Origin of the sequence: Nonlabens ulvanivorans, from assembly GCF_032922765.1 — a bacterium.
Classification (GTDB): domain Bacteria; phylum Bacteroidota; class Bacteroidia; order Flavobacteriales; family Flavobacteriaceae; genus Nonlabens; species Nonlabens ulvanivorans.
In genome coordinates this window covers 1373428-1390000 of record NZ_CP136694.1, presented here as the reverse complement: position 1 = coordinate 1390000, position 16573 = coordinate 1373428, and the positions used below count along the sequence as shown (strand labels likewise).

Genomic DNA, 16573 nt, shown 5'->3' with positions numbered 1-16573 from the left:
TGGCATTTACACTATCGGCTATCTTACGAAATCTTTCATAATCTATTTCTCTACTATAAGCAGATGCACCAGCTATTATTAACTTTGGCCTTTCCTTTTCTGCAATAGATTGAATTTTGTCATAATTCAATAAACCAGTTTCTTTTTCAACTCCATAAAAAGAAGTCTCATAGAGCTTACCTGAAAAATTCACTGGTGACCCATGAGTTAAATGACCACCATGTGACAAATCAAATCCTAATATTTTTTCGCCGGGCTTTAAGCAAGCATGAAATACTGCAGTATTAGCTTGGCTTCCAGAATGTGGTTGAACATTTACGTATTCTGCATTAAAAAGTTCCTTTGCGCGTTCAATGGCAATTGTCTCGATTTCATCAACAACTTCACATCCACCATAATATCTTTTACCTGGATAACCTTCTGCATACTTATTAGTTAGAATAGAGCCTGCTGCAGCAAGGACATCAGTACTCACATAATTTTCACTTGCAATTAATTCCAATCCAGTTTTTTGTCTTTCTTGTTCTTCCTGAATTAAATCAAAAATCTCTTTATCGTTGTAGCTCATAATTTATATCGTTAAGATTAAAACAAAAATAATTCATTGCTCTTTGCAAACGTTACGAATATGATATATTTGGATAGTTTTTTTAACAGGATATAAAAATATAATATGCCACTTCAAACTAACGACCCAAATAGAAAATCATGGATAGGCTATAGCAGCGATTCTCATTTTCCAATACAGAACATTCCATTTGGTGTGTTTTTAACGAGAGATAATGTAATAACTATAGGAACCCGTATTGGTGATTGGGCTATAGACTTAGGTGCGTTGCAAGAAATGGGTTATTTTGATGGTGTACCACTCACTGATGATATGTTTATGCAGGATACCTTGAATGACTTTATATCTGATGGTAAAAAAACTTGGAGACTTGTACGTAATCGTATTGGAGATATTTTTGATTCTGAAAATCCGCTTCTTAGAGACAATAAAGAGCATAGAAATCGTATCATCTTTAACATGGATGAAGTAGAAATGCAACTTCCTGTCTTAATCGGTGATTATACTGATTTTTACAGCAGTAAAGAGCATGCTACTAATGTAGGAACTATGTTTAGGGATCCTGATAATGCTTTACTACCTAACTGGTTACATATGCCTGTTGCTTATCATGGAAGATCAAGTACGATTATACCTTCTGGAATTCCTATCCATAGACCTCAAGGTCAAACGATACCGGCAGGTAGTGAACAGCCTGTTTTTGGTCCTTCAAAATTAGTTGATTTTGAATTAGAAATGGCGTTCATTACTACTGATGCAAACAATATGGGACAACCTATAAGCGTGGATGAGGCTGAGGATTATATCTTTGGAATGGTCGTTTTTAATGATTGGAGTGCAAGAGACATTCAGAAATGGGAGTATGTGCCTTTAGGTCCTTTCTTAGCAAAAAACTTTGCTAGTTCCATATCTCCATGGATTGTTACACTTGATGCCTTAGAACCGTTTAGAACAAGCGGTCCTGATATGGAAAAACCTGTTTTAGATTATTTAAAATCTAGTAATGATAAAACATATGACATTCATTTAGAGGTTGATATCACCCCACAACAAGGTAAACCAACTACTATCTGTAAATCAAATTTCAAACATCTGTATTGGAATATGTCTCAGCAATTAGCTCACCATACTATAAATGGTTGTAGAGTAAATAGTGGAGATATGATGGGTAGTGGAACCATTTCTGGTCCTAAACCAGACTCTTATGGTTCTATGCTAGAACTGAGTTGGAGAGGTGAACGCCCTGTTAAACTAAATGATGGTACAGAGCGTAAATTTATAAATGATTTTGATACTGTAACAATGAGAGGTTATTGTAAAAATGGTCCTGTTCGTATAGGTTTTGGTGAAGTTTCTAATCAATTGTTACCAGTATACGAACCTAAATCTAAACATTAGATGAAAACCCTATACTCGATACTTTTTGTATATACCATGTTAGCGAGTTGTAGCAGTGTTAAAAAAGCTAAAACAGCTATTAATACGGGTAATTTTGATCAGGCTATAGATATTGCAATTAGCAATTTAGCCAGTGATAAGAATGCAAAGCGTAAACAAGAGTACGTAGTTTTATTGGAAAACGCTTTCGCGAAAGCGGTTTCTGAAGATCAGATTGTACTCAACAGATTGCAATCTGATCCTAATCCTTCGGTACTGGAGTCGATTTATGAAACTCTACTAAATATGGAGTATCGGCAATCTAAGATAAGACCGCTACTACCACTAACAATCTATGAAACCGGTAAATCTGCAAGTTTCCCGATGGTTGACTATTCTAAAAAAGTTATTGCTGCAAGAACATCATTATCAGATCATTTATTAGACAACGCTAGAAAATCTTTGAATGTGGCAAATACCTTGCAAGCACGTACTATTTATGACGATTTAATATATTTAAATAAAATAAACCCTAACTACAAAGACATGGCAGTATTACTGGATAAAGCCTTAGAAAAAGGAACTGATTACATCATGGTTTCACTAAAAAATGAAACACAATTAGTAATACCAGAACGTCTAGAGGAAGAGTTACTTAATTTTTCAACTTATGGATTAAATGATAAATGGACTGTTTATCATAATCGACATAATGATAATATTTTTTATGATTACAGCTTAAATATTAATTTTAGAAACATTAATATTTCTCCAGAGCAAGTTTTACAAAAAGAACTTCAAAAAGAAAAACAAGTAATAGACGGCTTTGAATATGAATTAGATGAACGTGGGAATGTAAAAAAGGATAGTCTAGGAGATGACATTAAAAAGGATAAATACAAACTTGTAAAGGCTACTATATTTCAAAGTACACAACAAAAAGAAGTGTCTATTGATGCAAATATTATCGTCACTAATAATTATAATAGACAACTAGTTGATCGTTTTCCGATAGGAAGTACTTTTATTTTTAATTACATATACGGCAGTGTTAATGGAGATAGACGAGCAGTTGATGAAGATTATTTACAAACTCTAAATGCGAGAGCTATACCATTCCCATCTAATGAACAGATGATCTATGATGCAGGTGAAGATCTAAAATTGCGCATTAAAGAGGTTCTTACAGGTCTAAGGTATAGAAACTAGTATTATTAAAATTTCTATCAATACCATCTTGTTTTAAGAACTATTTCACATCTGTAGTTCTATATTTGAACCTATGACTCTAGAAAAACTTACTTATCCAGATGCAAGGTATTTTTCCTCTTTGATGGAAGATTATCTGGTAGAAAAAGATAATTTAAAGAATTTATATCATAGGTTTCCTGCACTAGAAAATTTTCAAGATCAAATTGAGGAAAAGCAAATTGAGTTTAAACAGAAACCTAAAACCAGGAAAGTTCTGGTTGAGTCATTGTTAAATCAATATAGTAAGCTTGATAATGTACAAGAATCGTTAAGCAACATCCGTTTATTAAAGGAAGAAAATACATTTACAATAACAACAGGTCATCAACTTAATTTGTTTACAGGACCACTTTACTTTTTATATAAGATTATATCTGTAATTAACCTTTGTAAGCAATTAAAAGAGGCTTATCCATCCTATAACTTTATTCCGGTATATTGGATGGCTACTGAAGATCATGACTTTGAAGAAATTCAATATTTTAAATATCATGGTAAAAAGGTTGTCTGGAATAAAGAATCTAATGGTGGTGTAGGTAGGTTAAATACAGATGGTTTAAAAGAGGTTTTAGATATTTTCAAAGGTCAGATAGGTACTAGTAAAAATGCTTTAGAAATTATTAAACTTTTCAAAACAGCTTATCTAGACCATGATAATCTTGCAAGTGCTACCCGTTTTCTTGCTCATCAATTATTTGGGAAAGATGGGCTAGTGATAGTTGATGGTGATGATCATGGGCTTAAAAGTTTAATGACACCGCATTTTAAAGAAGAATTGCTAGATCAAACTAGTTATCATAAAGTCACTAATACCATAGCAAATTGGCCTGATGCTTATAATGTACAAGTATCACCTCGAGAAATAAATTTATTTTATCTCAATGATAATTTAAGAGAACGTATTGTTTTTGAAAATAATCAATATAAAGTAGTTGATACTAAAATTGTTTTTTCTGAAAAAGAGATCTTAACCGAATTAGAACAATTCCCAGAACGGTTCTCTCCTAATGTGATTATGCGTCCTTTGTATCAAGAAGCTATCTTGCCTAATCTATGTTATGTAGGTGGTGGTGGTGAAATGGCCTATTGGTTAGAACTTAAGGAGTATTTTGATTCCCAAGAAATTACATTTCCTATTTTATTAATGCGCAACTCTGCATTAATACTTGCTAATAAGGAATTTGAAAAAGTGCAAAAACTAGATTTAGAAATCAAAGATTTGTTTCTCAAAGATTTTCAACTTGAAGAGAGATTAACTCGACAATTGAGCGAAATTAAAATTGATTTCTCTACCCAGAAAAAACATTTAAAGAATCAATTTAAAGATTTATATACACTTGCTCAAAAAACTGAAAGCTCTTTTGAAAGAGCTGTTGCAGCCCAACAACGTAAACAGATAAAAGGATTAGAAAATCTAGAAAAAAGACTTTTAAAAGCTCAAAAGCGTAAACTTAAAGATTTTTTGCAAAGAGCAACCATTCTACAACAAGAGTTATTTCCTAACGCTAGTCTACAAGAACGTCAGGAAAATTTCTCAAGTCTTTATGTAGAATATGGATCAAATTTGATTAAAATACTTAAAGAAAATCTTGATCCTTTAGATTTAAGATTTTCGGTCATAATACTTGATTCTTAAATATCTTTAAAACACGTTAACAAAAGTCTCATTTACAGATTTACTTTCACTCATAAAAAAGTAAATTTGCGCATGCAACATGATAAGGTTTTAATATTAGATTTTGGATCGCAGTACACACAGTTAATTGCGCGCAGAGTTCGAGAGTTGAACATCTATTCCGAAATACATCCATTTAATAAAGTTCCATCTAATCTTGATGATTATAAAGCAATCATACTATCGGGTAGCCCTATGTCTGTGCGTTCAGAAAACGCATTTCATATAGAGCTAGATGAAGTAAGAGGTAAAAAACCCTTACTAGGTGTTTGTTACGGTGCTCAATATCTCGCACATTTTCATGGAGGAGAAGTAGGTGCATCTAGTACCAGAGAATATGGTCGTGCAAACCTGTCTTATATAAAAACAGGTGAGGCCTTTTTAGAAGGGATTTCTACTGGTAGTCAGGTGTGGATGAGTCATAGTGATACTATTAAAAAGTTACCGACTAACGGTGAATTGCTAGCTAGTACACATGATGTTGAAAATGCTGCTTATAAAATTAATGGAGAAGATACTTATGCAATCCAGTTCCATCCAGAGGTTTATCACTCGACAGATGGAAAGCAATTACTCGAAAACTTTTTGATTAAAATAGCAAATGTTAATCCAGACTGGACACCTAATGCATTTGTAGATGAAACGGTAGAGGCATTGCAGGCAAAGATAGGAAACGATAAAGTCGTCTTAGGATTAAGCGGTGGAGTCGATTCATCAGTCGCGGCAATGTTATTACACAAAGCGATAGGAGAGAACCTCTATTGTATTTTTGTTAATAATGGATTATTGCGCAAGGATGAGTATACACAAGTCCTTAAGCAATATGAAGGTATGGGCTTGAATGTTAAAGGTGTTGATGCTTCGGCACGATTTATGGATGCTCTTGCTGGGTTAGATGATCCAGAATTGAAACGTAAGGCAATAGGTCGTGTTTTTATTGAAGTTTTTGATGATGAAGCAAAGGAAGTTCAAAATGTAACCTGGTTAGCTCAAGGTACTATTTATCCAGATGTGATAGAAAGTGTTAGTGCAACAGGTGGACCTAGTGCAACTATTAAATCACATCATAATGTAGGTGGATTACCAGATTTCATGAAATTGAAGATTGTTGAACCACTTAGAGCATTATTTAAAGATGAAGTAAGAAGAGTAGGAGCGTCGATGGGTATGGCTGCAGACCTTTTAGGTAGACATCCATTTCCGGGTCCTGGATTAGCGATTAGAATTTTAGGAGATATCACTCCAGAAAAAGTCGCTATATTACAAGAAGTTGACGCCGTATTTATCAATAATCTTAAAAAATGGGATTTATATGATAAAGTATGGCAAGCAGGCGCCATTTTACTGCCGGTAAATAGTGTAGGTGTTATGGGAGATGAACGTACCTATGAAAAATGCGTTGCATTAAGAGCTGTAGAAAGTACAGATGGTATGACCGCAGATTGGGTAAATTTACCATATGAATTTTTACAGGCGACCAGCAATGAAATAATAAATAAAGTAAAAGGCGTTAATAGAGTGGTATATGATATCAGTTCAAAGCCGCCAGCAACTATAGAATGGGAATAAAATAATATGAAAAATATAATCTTAGTAGTCTTTGTTTTTTTCGCTTTCGCGAAAGCGAATGCAACAGTCCTTCAGAACTACAAACAGCATGTCGTTCAAAAAGGAGAGACCGTTTTTAGTATCGTAGGTAAATACCGAATTAATGCTACAGAATTAACCCAACTTAATCCTGATATTAAATCTGGTTTAAAAGAAGGTTCTATACTATTAATTCCTGCAAGCTCAAATGTACTGACTCAACGTAAAATTGTTGAATATAAGAAGCATAAAGTTCGTCGCAGAGAAACGTTATATGGTATTGCAAAAAAATATGATGTCACAGAACTAGATATTAAAGAGGCCAATAAAGAATTGTATTCTAAAGGACTTAGAAAAGGTGACCGTATACAAATACCAGTTTTTGAAGAAGTTGAAATACCGGTAACTGTCACAACACCTGTTGATGTTGTTAGTGCAGATACTCCTTTAGGAGATGGAAAATATCGTATAATGTCCAAAGATACCAAATTTGGTATAGCAACTAAATATGGTATTAAAGTTCCAGCCTTAGAATCTCTTAATCCAGACATGAAAGATCTTCATCCTGGAATGATTATCAATGTACCGGTTATGACACCTGTAATTGTTGATAGTTCAATTTCAAATTCAGATAATGCAGTGGTAAATAAGTTTGTGAACTATGAAGTACCTGCAAAAATGACGATGTACTCTTTAGAAAACTTAACGGGTATTACTGAAGATTCATTAATTGCATTAAATCCTCATATTAAAGACGGTTTAAAACTAGGTATGAACATTAGAATACCTAATTCTGATAAAGGACAGTTAAATGTCATGGATTCTAAAATCACTGGATTTTCAAACCTTTTAGATAGTATATCTAATTATAATCCGCAGCGATTTGCTGTGATGTTGCCATTATCACTTAATAAATTAGGAGAGGAAACATCTGATGATGCGTTATTGCGCAAGGAATCTGCAACTCGTATTGCTTTAGATTTTTATAGTGGTATGACCATTGCCAGAGACTCTGCACAGTCACTAGGCCTTATGGTGACGTATGATGTTTTTGATACCCAAAAAAGTACTAGTAAGGTGAATTCTATTATAAATTCTCATGACTTTAATAGTTATACAGCTGTTGTAGGACCTCTATTAGCTAAAAATGTGGTAGAGGCCGCTAAAGAATTGAAAAGTGATGGTATACCTGTCATATCACCACTGACTAACACTGATGTACGTCTATATAAAAATCTTTTCCAAGCTAGACCAGATCAGGCTCTTTTAAAACAAAAGCTCATGGATTATCTAGTAGCAAACTCGGAAGGGAAGAACATTATCTTAGTAACGGATTCTAAAAAACCAGAATTGAAGAACGAGTATCTAGCGCTTTTTCCAAATGCGATAGAATTGAAGCCTAATAAAGATAATTACATCTATAAACAGACTTATATCAATGCTTTAGATTCTGACAAAGATAACTGGGTAATACTTGCGGTAGATAATGAAGGTTTTATAACAGATGCGATATCACATTATTCTGCAAAGGCAAAATCGCATAATGTAACCATGTTTGGTTATGAAAATTATGATGAACTAGAACTACCTCATATGAGATTAGGTTCATTAAAGTATACATACCCTAGTATTAATAGAGACTTTGGAAGTGAGAATGGATTTTCAAAAAAGTATTATCGCAAATATCAAATAACACCTAATGCTTACGCTACGAGAGGCTTTGACGTAGTAATGGATATTATCTTAAGAAATGCGAGTGCCGGTAATCTATATGATAGCGCAATGAATAATGGAAGTACTTCTCAAGTAGAGAATAAATTCAACTATTCAAAAAAATTCATGGCAGGTTATTATAACGAATCGGTTTATCTATTGCAATATCAAGAAGATTTAACCATTAAAGAATTGGATTAATGACATCAACGGTAACTTATTTAGGAGATTTAAGATGTGAGAGTAAGCACTTAAAAAGTGATGATACTTTCACGACAGATGCGCCTACGGATAACAATGGTAAAGGAGAAGCGTTTTCACCTACAGATACTATAGCCACTGGTCTTGCTAGCTGTATGATTACAATGATGGGTATTAAGGCTAGAGATTTAGAATTAGACTTAAAAGGAAGTGTTGCTCATGTTACTAAAATTATGGCAGCAAATCCACGTCGCATATCTCAAATAGATGTTATTCTAGATATGAAGGGTAATTGTGATAAGCGTGCGCAGCTTATTTTAGAACGTATAGCAAATACCTGTCCTGTTCATCAAAGTCTTCATCCAGATATTGTTAAGAATATAACTTTTAACTGGTCTTAAACAATGCGCTGGTCACTTCTTCTTATATCTGTTTTGTGGACTACTTTGTTAGTACCAGAGAAGAAGTTTACATTTCAAGAAAAACCAGTTTTAACTTGGGATGATTTTATGGGGACTCCACCGGTAGATGCACATCATGCGGCAAGTGTTAATTCTGGAATAGCTTATGGATATTCGGCAAAAAGAACTCGTGATCAAGTAACCATTGAATTTGATGTGCGCAGTGAATTTTATCCACAGCTTAGTTGGAAAAAAGATTTGCTGGAAGACGATGCACAATTATTGAGACACGAGCAATTACATTGGAACATATCAGAGTTGCATGCTCGGATACTTAAGAGAGCTTTTGACAACTACAATCCCACTCAAAATTATAAAGTAGAGATCCTAGGTATTTTTAAAAGAGTAGAGTCTAACAGGCAAACCATGCAAGCACGTTATGATAAAGAAACCAATCATGGTCTGATTTTATCGAAGCAAAGAGAATGGGAAACCTATATCTCTCAAGAGTTTTTTAAAACTAGTTAAGCATTGTTCTATTATGATATTCTATTAAAGCTTTTAACTATCGTTACACAATAAATATTCTGTGTATATCTATTTAAAAGTCTTAAAATACTCACCTTTTTCCTTTCTATAATTCTACATAAAATGACTACTTTTGCAGCTGATTTTAAAAGCTCAGAACACGTTTATGGCACACGCAAAATACATTTTTGTAACCGGTGGAGTTACCTCTTCTTTAGGTAAAGGAATTATAGCCGCATCTCTTGCAAAACTACTTCAGGCGCGTGGTTTTAGAGTAACTATACAAAAGCTTGATCCCTATATTAATGTAGATCCAGGAACACTTAATCCATACGAACATGGTGAGTGTTATGTCACAGAAGATGGCGCAGAAACCGATCTAGATTTAGGTCACTATGAGCGATTTTTAAACGTGAACACCTCTCAGGCTAACAACGTTACCACTGGTAGAATTTATCAAAGCGTTATTCAAAAAGAGCGTCGTGGTGAGTTTTTAGGTAAAACCGTTCAGGTTATCCCACATATTACAGACGAAATCAAACACCGAATCCAGATTTTAGGTAAATCAGGTGACTATGATATCGTGATTACAGAAATAGGTGGTACGGTAGGTGATATAGAATCATTACCATATATAGAAAGTGTAAGACAATTAAGTTGGGAATTAGGAGAACATAATTCTATGGTTATTCACTTAACGCTGATTCCATTCTTAAGCGCAGCTGGTGAATTAAAAACTAAACCTACTCAACACAGTGTAAAAACATTGATGGAAAGTGGAGTACAGGCAGACATATTAGTATGCCGTACAGAGCATGAATTATCTGAAGAAATTAAAACTAAACTAGCACGTTTCTGTAACGTGCGACGTGAGGCAGTCATACAATCTATTGATGTAGAAACTATATATGATGTACCTAATAAAATGCTGGCCGAAGGTCTAGATAAAGTCGTTCTAGAGGAACTAAATTTAGATATTCAAAAAGCTCCAGACCTTACTAACTGGAATGAGTTCGTGCAACGTCACAAAAATCCTAAGAGTGAAGTGACTATTGGCTTAATAGGGAAGTATGTAGAATTACAAGATTCTTATAAATCCATACTAGAATCATTCATCCATGCAGGAGCTGCAAATGAGGTAAAAGTAAATATAGAATCCATACATAGTGAATTTCTTGAAGTTGATAATATTGACGCCAAGTTGTCGCACCTAGATGGCTTATTAGTAGCGCCAGGTTTTGGAGAACGTGGGATAGAAGGTAAGATCGAGGCAGTACGTTATGCTCGAGTAAATAAGATGCCATTCTTTGGAATTTGTTTAGGAATGCAAATGGCTGTTATAGAGTATAGTAGGAATGTATTAGGACTCAAAGATGCAAATTCTGTAGAGATGGATGAGAAGACCGCAAATCCGGTAATTTCTCTGATGGAAGAGCAAAAAAATATCACAAATATGGGCGGAACCATGCGTCTAGGTGCATGGGATTGTGAGTTAAACGGTGGCAATGTGTCAGATATTTATGGTTCAGGCATGATTTCTGAACGCCACAGACATCGTTATGAGTATAATAATGAATATAAGGAACAGCTAGAAAAAGCTGGATTAAAATCTACCGGTGTTAATCCTAAAACAGGATTAGTAGAAATAATAGAGATAGAAGATCACCCATGGTTTATAGGTGTTCAATATCATCCAGAATATAAAAGTACGGTGGCAAATCCACATCCTTTATTTAAATCATTTGTAGCGGCAGCAGCTGCGAGAAAGCAATAAGATTATAAAGATTGCGCTTTCGCGAAAGCGTGTAAAAATCAATCAACAGGTTCTTTTTAAGAACCACAGTACAGCCCTTGCAAGGGGAATTTTATGGAACAAAAATCAATCGACTGGAAGTCAATAGTAGGAATGGGACTTATTTTCATAATCCTAATGTACTGGTTCAGTCAGAATCAAGCAGACGTAGAGGCTAATCCAGAAACCACTACCGAGACTAGTGCATCGACGCCAGATACCACACCACAGTTAACATCTAATAATGAACCGGCAGCGACGCCGATTAGCAATGGTGTGTTTCAAGCAGGATCAAATGAAGTCATCACTTTTGAAAATGATTTAATTCAATTTAAAATTGATTCTAAAGGAGCTTTGATTCAAGAAGCGTTATTGAAAAGCTACAAAACCTATGACTCTTTACCAGTTTATCTGGCAAAACCTAATGAGAAGGATCACCAGCTAGATTTAGTCTTTGTAACTAATGATGGTCGTAAAATGCATACTAAAGATATGAGCTTTACGCCTTCACAGTCTATGAATGGTGTAAATAAGGTATTGTCTTTTAAAGCAAATGTCGGTCCATCTCAATTTCTTGAATTTAGATATGAGTTACAACCTAAGAATTATATGATGGATTTTACCATCCGTTCTCAAGGTTTATCTCAAACATTTAATACGGCAGACGCTCCACAACTTAACTGGGAAATGCTTGCTTACAAGCGTTCTAAAGGTATGGATAACGAGAACCGTTATACTGAAATTAAGTTTGAGTACGGTGATGGTAGTGATGACTATACTGGCCAAGGTGCTGAAGCTGACGAAGAAGAAGACAAGGTTTCTTACATTGCTTATAAACAACATTTCTTCACGTCCATTCTATTAACAGATACACCATTTAAGAAAGCTAAATTAATTTCTGAGAATATCGCTTCTCAAGATGATGAGCAAGATACCTATACTAAAAAATTCAACTCTCAAATAGACTTAGAATATACTGGTGGCGAGCTTGCTTATAATATGGACTGGTATTTTGGACCAACAGATTATGATATTCTTGTTGAGTATGATCGTAACCTTGATGAAGTTGTAGATTTAGGTTGGGGAGTTTTTGGATGGATTAATGAATTTGTAATACGTCCATTATTCTCGTTGTTAACTAAAAATGCAGGTATACCTTATGGAATAGCGATTATTCTTTTAACGATATGTGTTCGTATCATTTTATCTCCTGTTTTATATAAGAGTTATATGACTCAGGCAAAAATGAAAATTCTACGTCCAGAATTAAATCGTATTGCCGAGAAGTATAAGGATAATGCGATGAAGAAGCAGCAAGAAACGATGCGCATTCAGAGTGAGGCTGGTGCCAGTCCACTATCGGGTTGTTTGCCAGGGCTATTACAAATGCCTGTTTTCTTTGCACTCTTTAAGTTCTTCCCAACAGCCTTTGACTTAAGGCAAAAGAGTTTTCTATGGGCAGACGATTTATCAAGCTATGATGAGATTTTTAAATTACCTATCGATATCCCATTCTATGGTGATCACGTAAGTTTATTTCCTATCCTAGCTTCTGTTGCTATATTCTTTTACATGCAAATGACTACTGGTCAGACCATGCAAAACACACAGCAGCCTGGTATGCCTAACATGAAGTTCATCATGTATCTATCACCACTGTTCATGCTAGTATTCTTCAATAACTATGCTAGTGGATTGTCATTGTATTACTTTGTATCGAATTTGATTACCATAGGTATCATGCTAGTAATTAAAAACTTTGTAATCAAAGAAGATAAAGTACTTGCTAAAATCGAGAAAGCAAAAGCAGCACCTAAAAAGAAGAAAGGACGTTTTGCTTCAAAGATGAGTGAGATCATGGAGCAAGCACAAGCCCAACAAGAAGAACAGAAAAAAGGAAAGAAATAAATAAAATTATATCATCGTTCACCTGTAGCGGCGACTTTTAGTTTAATACTTTAAATCCCATCTAAGTTTCTAGATGGGATTTTTGATTTTACTAGTATTAACTTTTTATCAAGTATCTTAATAACTAAGCTATTATTCACTTTCTAATCCTACTTTTCATCCCTAAATTGTAATTCATTAAAGTAACTAATTATTAGTGTCGGTTTTAGATAAATATATACCACGACTTGCTGTAATGCCTTTAACTCAATTGCTAGAGATGAATGCTGTTCATCTCAAAATTGTAAATGAACGTAAGACCAGGCATGGTGATTATAGACCATTGCCAGATGGTTCTCATCGTATTACCATTAACGCTAACTTAAACCAGTATCGTTTTTTAGTAACATTGGTTCATGAGATTGCTCATTTAGTTGCTTTTAAAAAGTATGGTAGGGCTATTAAACCACATGGAGTAGAGTGGAAGCATACCTTCCAACATTTAATGCTACCTTTTTTAAGACCAGACATTTTCCCCAATGATGTTTTGCCTTTACTGGCCAGACATTTTAAAAATCCAACAGCCAGTAGTGATACTGATGCACATTTAAGTGTAGCTCTTAAAAAGTATGATGCTGCCACTGATAAAAATTATATATTTGAGTTAGTGCAAGGCGCTATTTTTGCGACAGATAATGGACGTAAATTTCAAAAAGGTAAAAAGTTGCGTAAACGCTATGAATGCTTAGAAATAGAGAGTGGTAAAGTTTATCTTTTCCAGCCTAATGTTCAGGTAGAAGTTTTAAAAAGTTAAGAATGAGTAATAAATATGCAGTTATAATGGCCGGTGGAGTCGGTTCCCGATTCTGGCCAGTAAGTAAACAGTCATTTCCTAAGCAATTCCATGATATGCTAGGATTAGGTAAATCATTATTACAAATGACCTTTACGCGACTGCAAGCTCAAATACCAGCAAATAACATTCTTATTTTAACTAATGAGGCTTATGTAGATCTTGTTAAAGAGCAATTACCTGAGGTCTTACCAGAGAATATAGTTGCAGAACCTGCCATGCGCAATACCGCACCATGTATTTTACTAGCAGCATTAAAAATTCAAAAAATGAATCCAGAGGCAAGTATGATTGTTGCGCCCAGCGACCATTATATTGCCGAAGAAGATCTTTTTAATGAAGATTTAGCGACCACATTTGCCTTTTGTGAGCAACATCCACAGGCATTGATGACTCTAGGGATTCAACCTACATCACCTAATACTGGTTATGGATATATTGAGTATAATCAAGAGACAACAGCTGTAAAAAAGGTAAATCAATTCCGTGAGAAACCTAATTTAGAAACAGCACAGCAATTTCTAGATGCAGGTAATTTTTTATGGAACGCTGGTATATTTATATGGAGTGTAGATGCTGTGGTTAACGCTTTCGCGAAAGCGCAACCTACCATGACCCAATTATTCACCAACGGTATGCAGGTTCTAAATACAGAAGAAGAAGTGTCGTTTTTAGAGAGTGAATATCCAAAAGCAGAGAACATATCAGTAGACTATGCCATCATGGAAAATTCTAAAGAAGTTTATGTGCTACCAGCTCGATTCTCTTGGAATGACTTAGGTACTTGGGGTTCCTTATATGACAAACTAGATAAGAATGAAGAGTCTAATGCCATTGTTAATGCTAGTGTCACAGCGATAGAATCACATGGTAATATGGTGAGAACAGCGCCTGGTAAAAAAGTAATTTTACAAGGTCTAGAAGATTATATCGTGGTTGATCAAGATGATGTATTAATGATTATCCCTAAAAATGCTGAGCAAGAAATTAAAGAAATCCGTAATACAGCAATGGATAAGTACGGTAAAGAAATAGGTTAATGGAATCACAAGAATCACAAAATTCACAGACTGAAATTGATAACAGTCTTGAGGTTAACCAACAAAAAATTAGTGGTATTTGGGATAATATCATGGCATTTTTACATGACTTATTAGATATCAGAAAAGACTCTGATAGAGATGAAACCATTGAGTCGGTTAGAAAAGATATCTCTTTTCAAGGCCATAATGCGTGGATTCTAATCTTCTCTATATTCATTGCATCTATAGGACTTAATGCAGACTCAACTGCAGTTGTAATAGGAGCCATGTTAATATCTCCACTTATGGGACCTATTGTAGGTATGGGATTAGGTACAGCAATTAACGATGATACTATGTTGCGCAGGTCGTTGATCAATCTAGGTGTAATGATGGGATTATCTCTTTTAACAGCGTCATTGTACTTTTTAATCACTCCTATGAAGGAGATTACCAGTGAATTAGATGCTCGTACGTATCCTACAATACTCGATGTTCTTATTGCTATTTTTGGTGGATTAGCATTAATTGTTGCGAAAGCTAAGAAAGGAACTATATCAAATGCCATTGCTGGTGTAGCAATTGCTACTGCATTAATGCCACCGTTATGTACGGCAGGTTATGGTATTGCTACGTGGCAATTAAAAGTTTTTGGAGGTGCGATTTATTTATTCTGTATTAACGCAGTTTTTATCGCTTTATCTACATATCTAGTTTGTAAGCTTCTTGCATTTCCTATGGTAAAATATGCAAATCAGGCTAAACGTAAACGTGTGTCTAGATTAGCTTCACTAATTGGTTTTTTAGTTTTACTTCCATCTGTAGTATTGTTTTATCAGTTATTACAAGATCAACTAAGACAAAATGCCGTGAACCAATTTATGAATGAAATTGTTCAATACGATGGGATGAGACCTAACGATGACTGGAATAAGGATACTCAAACCCTAGACATAGTCATGCTAGGTGCGCCAGTTCCACAACCTATCGTTGATGAATGGAAGAAAAAATTTAAATCACAAGAGCATCTAGAAGAAGCCAACGTAAGATTTTATCAAGGTAGTACGATGCCTGACGTCAATAATGATGGTGTAGAAATGGTACAAGAAGAACTTATTGATAAGCTGCGCTTGATACAAGATAAGGATGTGCGTATTGCTGCCCTTGAGGATGAATTAAGACGAGTGAATGAACAAGGTAAGAACTTTGACATTATTAGTGAAGAGGTACGATTGAACTATCCTCAAATCTCCAGTATCAGCTATGCTGAGTCTGTGAATAAGGATTTTATCACACAACTTACAGACACTATTGCAGAGTATAATATCCGTTTTAACGATACCACTTTAACCCAGCAAGATCGCGGTGCGATAAAAACACGCATGGCAAACTGGTTGCAATACCGCCTTAAAACTGACAAGGTCAAAATTAATGAGTTGGAACGTAGTGTGGTTAGTGCCACAGATACCGTTGAAGTTTCTAATCCTTAAATGGCAATGAGAGTTGTATTATTTTAATTCTTTTTCGGACTGTATAAAATAATAAACTGAATGATAATGGCGAGAACAATCATAATCCATACTTCCATTTGAGTTAAAAGTTCCATGGATGCCATCGCCTTTTTACCGATATGTATCTGGCGATTGCCTTCTTTTATTTGTATATTTGACAGTTTGAGAAGTGTCTCATTGATCAAGTCTAGTTGCTGTTGTAAGCGA

At 34.7% G+C, this 16573-nt stretch carries 13 protein-coding genes (1 of these 13 cut by a window edge); 12 read left to right on the top strand and 1 reads right to left on the bottom strand.

All coding sequences use genetic code 11. From position 1 onward, the window contains the following. Nucleotides 1–568, bottom strand: partial view of a serine hydroxymethyltransferase gene (glyA, locus tag R1T42_RS06300; protein WP_317291728.1) — the start only. The gene continues 710 nt to the left of window position 1, outside the view; 568 of the gene's 1278 nt are visible here — the first part of the coding sequence; its start codon is at nt 566–568; its stop codon lies off the left edge, out of view. A gap of 105 nt (nt 569–673) precedes the next feature. Between glyA and fahA the strand changes: the two genes are divergently transcribed. The 12 genes from fahA (at nt 674) to R1T42_RS06240 (ending at nt 16345) form a co-directional block, all read left to right on the top strand. Then, a complete protein-coding gene (gene fahA, locus R1T42_RS06295) occupies nt 674–1966 on the top strand; it encodes a fumarylacetoacetase (RefSeq protein WP_317291727.1) in 1293 nt (430 codons plus the stop codon). Beyond that, nucleotides 1967–3154 (top strand): hypothetical protein, encoded by a 1188-nt coding sequence (locus R1T42_RS06290; RefSeq protein ID WP_317291726.1) that lies wholly within the window; start codon nt 1967–1969, stop codon nt 3152–3154. It abuts the gene before it with no gap. Between the two features lie 73 nt (nt 3155–3227). Then, nucleotides 3228–4832, top strand: a complete 1605-nt coding sequence (gene bshC / locus R1T42_RS06285) for a bacillithiol biosynthesis cysteine-adding enzyme BshC (RefSeq protein ID WP_317291725.1) — start codon at nt 3228–3230, stop codon at nt 4830–4832. Nucleotides 4833–4904: 72 nt separating this feature from the next. After that, complete coding sequence (guaA, locus tag R1T42_RS06280; protein WP_036584681.1) at nt 4905–6440, top strand: glutamine-hydrolyzing GMP synthase; 1536 nt, start codon at nt 4905–4907, stop codon at nt 6438–6440. Between the two features lie 6 nt (nt 6441–6446). Continuing rightward, entirely contained in the window at nt 6447–8372 is a 1926-nt protein-coding gene (locus R1T42_RS06275) for an amino acid ABC transporter substrate-binding protein (protein WP_317291724.1), read from the top strand. Further along, a complete protein-coding gene (locus R1T42_RS06270; protein ID WP_317291723.1) occupies nt 8372–8773 on the top strand; it encodes an OsmC family protein in 402 nt (133 codons plus the stop codon). The genes R1T42_RS06275 and R1T42_RS06270 overlap by 1 nt, the downstream gene beginning before the upstream one ends. 3 nt (nt 8774–8776) lie before the next feature. Next, nucleotides 8777–9301, top strand: a complete 525-nt coding sequence (locus R1T42_RS06265; protein ID WP_042249543.1) for a DUF922 domain-containing protein — start codon at nt 8777–8779, stop codon at nt 9299–9301. 166 nt (nt 9302–9467) lie between these two features. Then, complete coding sequence (locus R1T42_RS06260) at nt 9468–11075, top strand: CTP synthase (protein ID WP_036584689.1); 1608 nt, start codon at nt 9468–9470, stop codon at nt 11073–11075. A 93-nt stretch (nt 11076–11168) separates the two neighbouring features. Beyond that, nucleotides 11169–13001 carry a membrane protein insertase YidC gene (gene yidC / locus R1T42_RS06255; protein ID WP_317291722.1) on the top strand — a complete coding sequence of 611 codons (1833 nt, stop codon included), beginning with the start codon at nt 11169–11171 and terminating at the stop codon, nt 12999–13001. A 235-nt stretch (nt 13002–13236) separates the two neighbouring features. Next, on the top strand, nt 13237–13794 hold the full coding sequence (locus tag R1T42_RS06250) for a SprT-like domain-containing protein (protein WP_051788730.1): 558 nt from the start codon (nt 13237–13239) through the stop codon (nt 13792–13794). Between the two features lie 2 nt (nt 13795–13796). Next, the gene (locus R1T42_RS06245; protein ID WP_317291721.1) at nt 13797–14873 is read left to right on the top strand and encodes a mannose-1-phosphate guanylyltransferase; all 1077 of its coding nucleotides are present in this window, start codon (nt 13797–13799) and stop codon (nt 14871–14873) included. Continuing rightward, the gene (locus R1T42_RS06240) at nt 14873–16345 is read left to right on the top strand and encodes a DUF389 domain-containing protein (RefSeq protein WP_317291720.1); all 1473 of its coding nucleotides are present in this window, start codon (nt 14873–14875) and stop codon (nt 16343–16345) included. Before R1T42_RS06245 ends, R1T42_RS06240 begins: the two co-directional genes overlap by 1 nt. Nucleotides 16346–16573: the final 228 nt, after the last annotated feature.

What these genes read in the sequence shown, in the direction of transcription:
- yidC (WP_317291722.1), top strand. Translation starts at nt 11,169, where the DNA reads ATGGAACAAAAATCAATCGACTGGAAGTCAATAGTAGGAATGGGACTT.
- R1T42_RS06260 (WP_036584689.1), top strand. Translation starts at nt 9,468, where the DNA reads ATGGCACACGCAAAATACATTTTTGTAACCGGTGGAGTTACCTCTTCT.
- bshC (WP_317291725.1), top strand. Translation starts at nt 3,228, where the DNA reads ATGACTCTAGAAAAACTTACTTATCCAGATGCAAGGTATTTTTCCTCT.
- R1T42_RS06240 (WP_317291720.1), top strand. Translation starts at nt 14,873, where the DNA reads ATGGAATCACAAGAATCACAAAATTCACAGACTGAAATTGATAACAGT.
- R1T42_RS06245 (WP_317291721.1), top strand. Translation starts at nt 13,797, where the DNA reads ATGAGTAATAAATATGCAGTTATAATGGCCGGTGGAGTCGGTTCCCGA.
- fahA (WP_317291727.1), top strand. Translation starts at nt 674, where the DNA reads ATGCCACTTCAAACTAACGACCCAAATAGAAAATCATGGATAGGCTAT.
- R1T42_RS06250 (WP_051788730.1), top strand. Translation starts at nt 13,237, where the DNA reads ATGCCTTTAACTCAATTGCTAGAGATGAATGCTGTTCATCTCAAAATT.
- R1T42_RS06265 (WP_042249543.1), top strand. Translation starts at nt 8,777, where the DNA reads ATGCGCTGGTCACTTCTTCTTATATCTGTTTTGTGGACTACTTTGTTA.
- R1T42_RS06275 (WP_317291724.1), top strand. Translation starts at nt 6,447, where the DNA reads ATGAAAAATATAATCTTAGTAGTCTTTGTTTTTTTCGCTTTCGCGAAA.
- guaA (WP_036584681.1), top strand. Translation starts at nt 4,905, where the DNA reads ATGCAACATGATAAGGTTTTAATATTAGATTTTGGATCGCAGTACACA.
- R1T42_RS06290 (WP_317291726.1), top strand. Translation starts at nt 1,967, where the DNA reads ATGAAAACCCTATACTCGATACTTTTTGTATATACCATGTTAGCGAGT.
- R1T42_RS06270 (WP_317291723.1), top strand. Translation starts at nt 8,372, where the DNA reads ATGACATCAACGGTAACTTATTTAGGAGATTTAAGATGTGAGAGTAAG.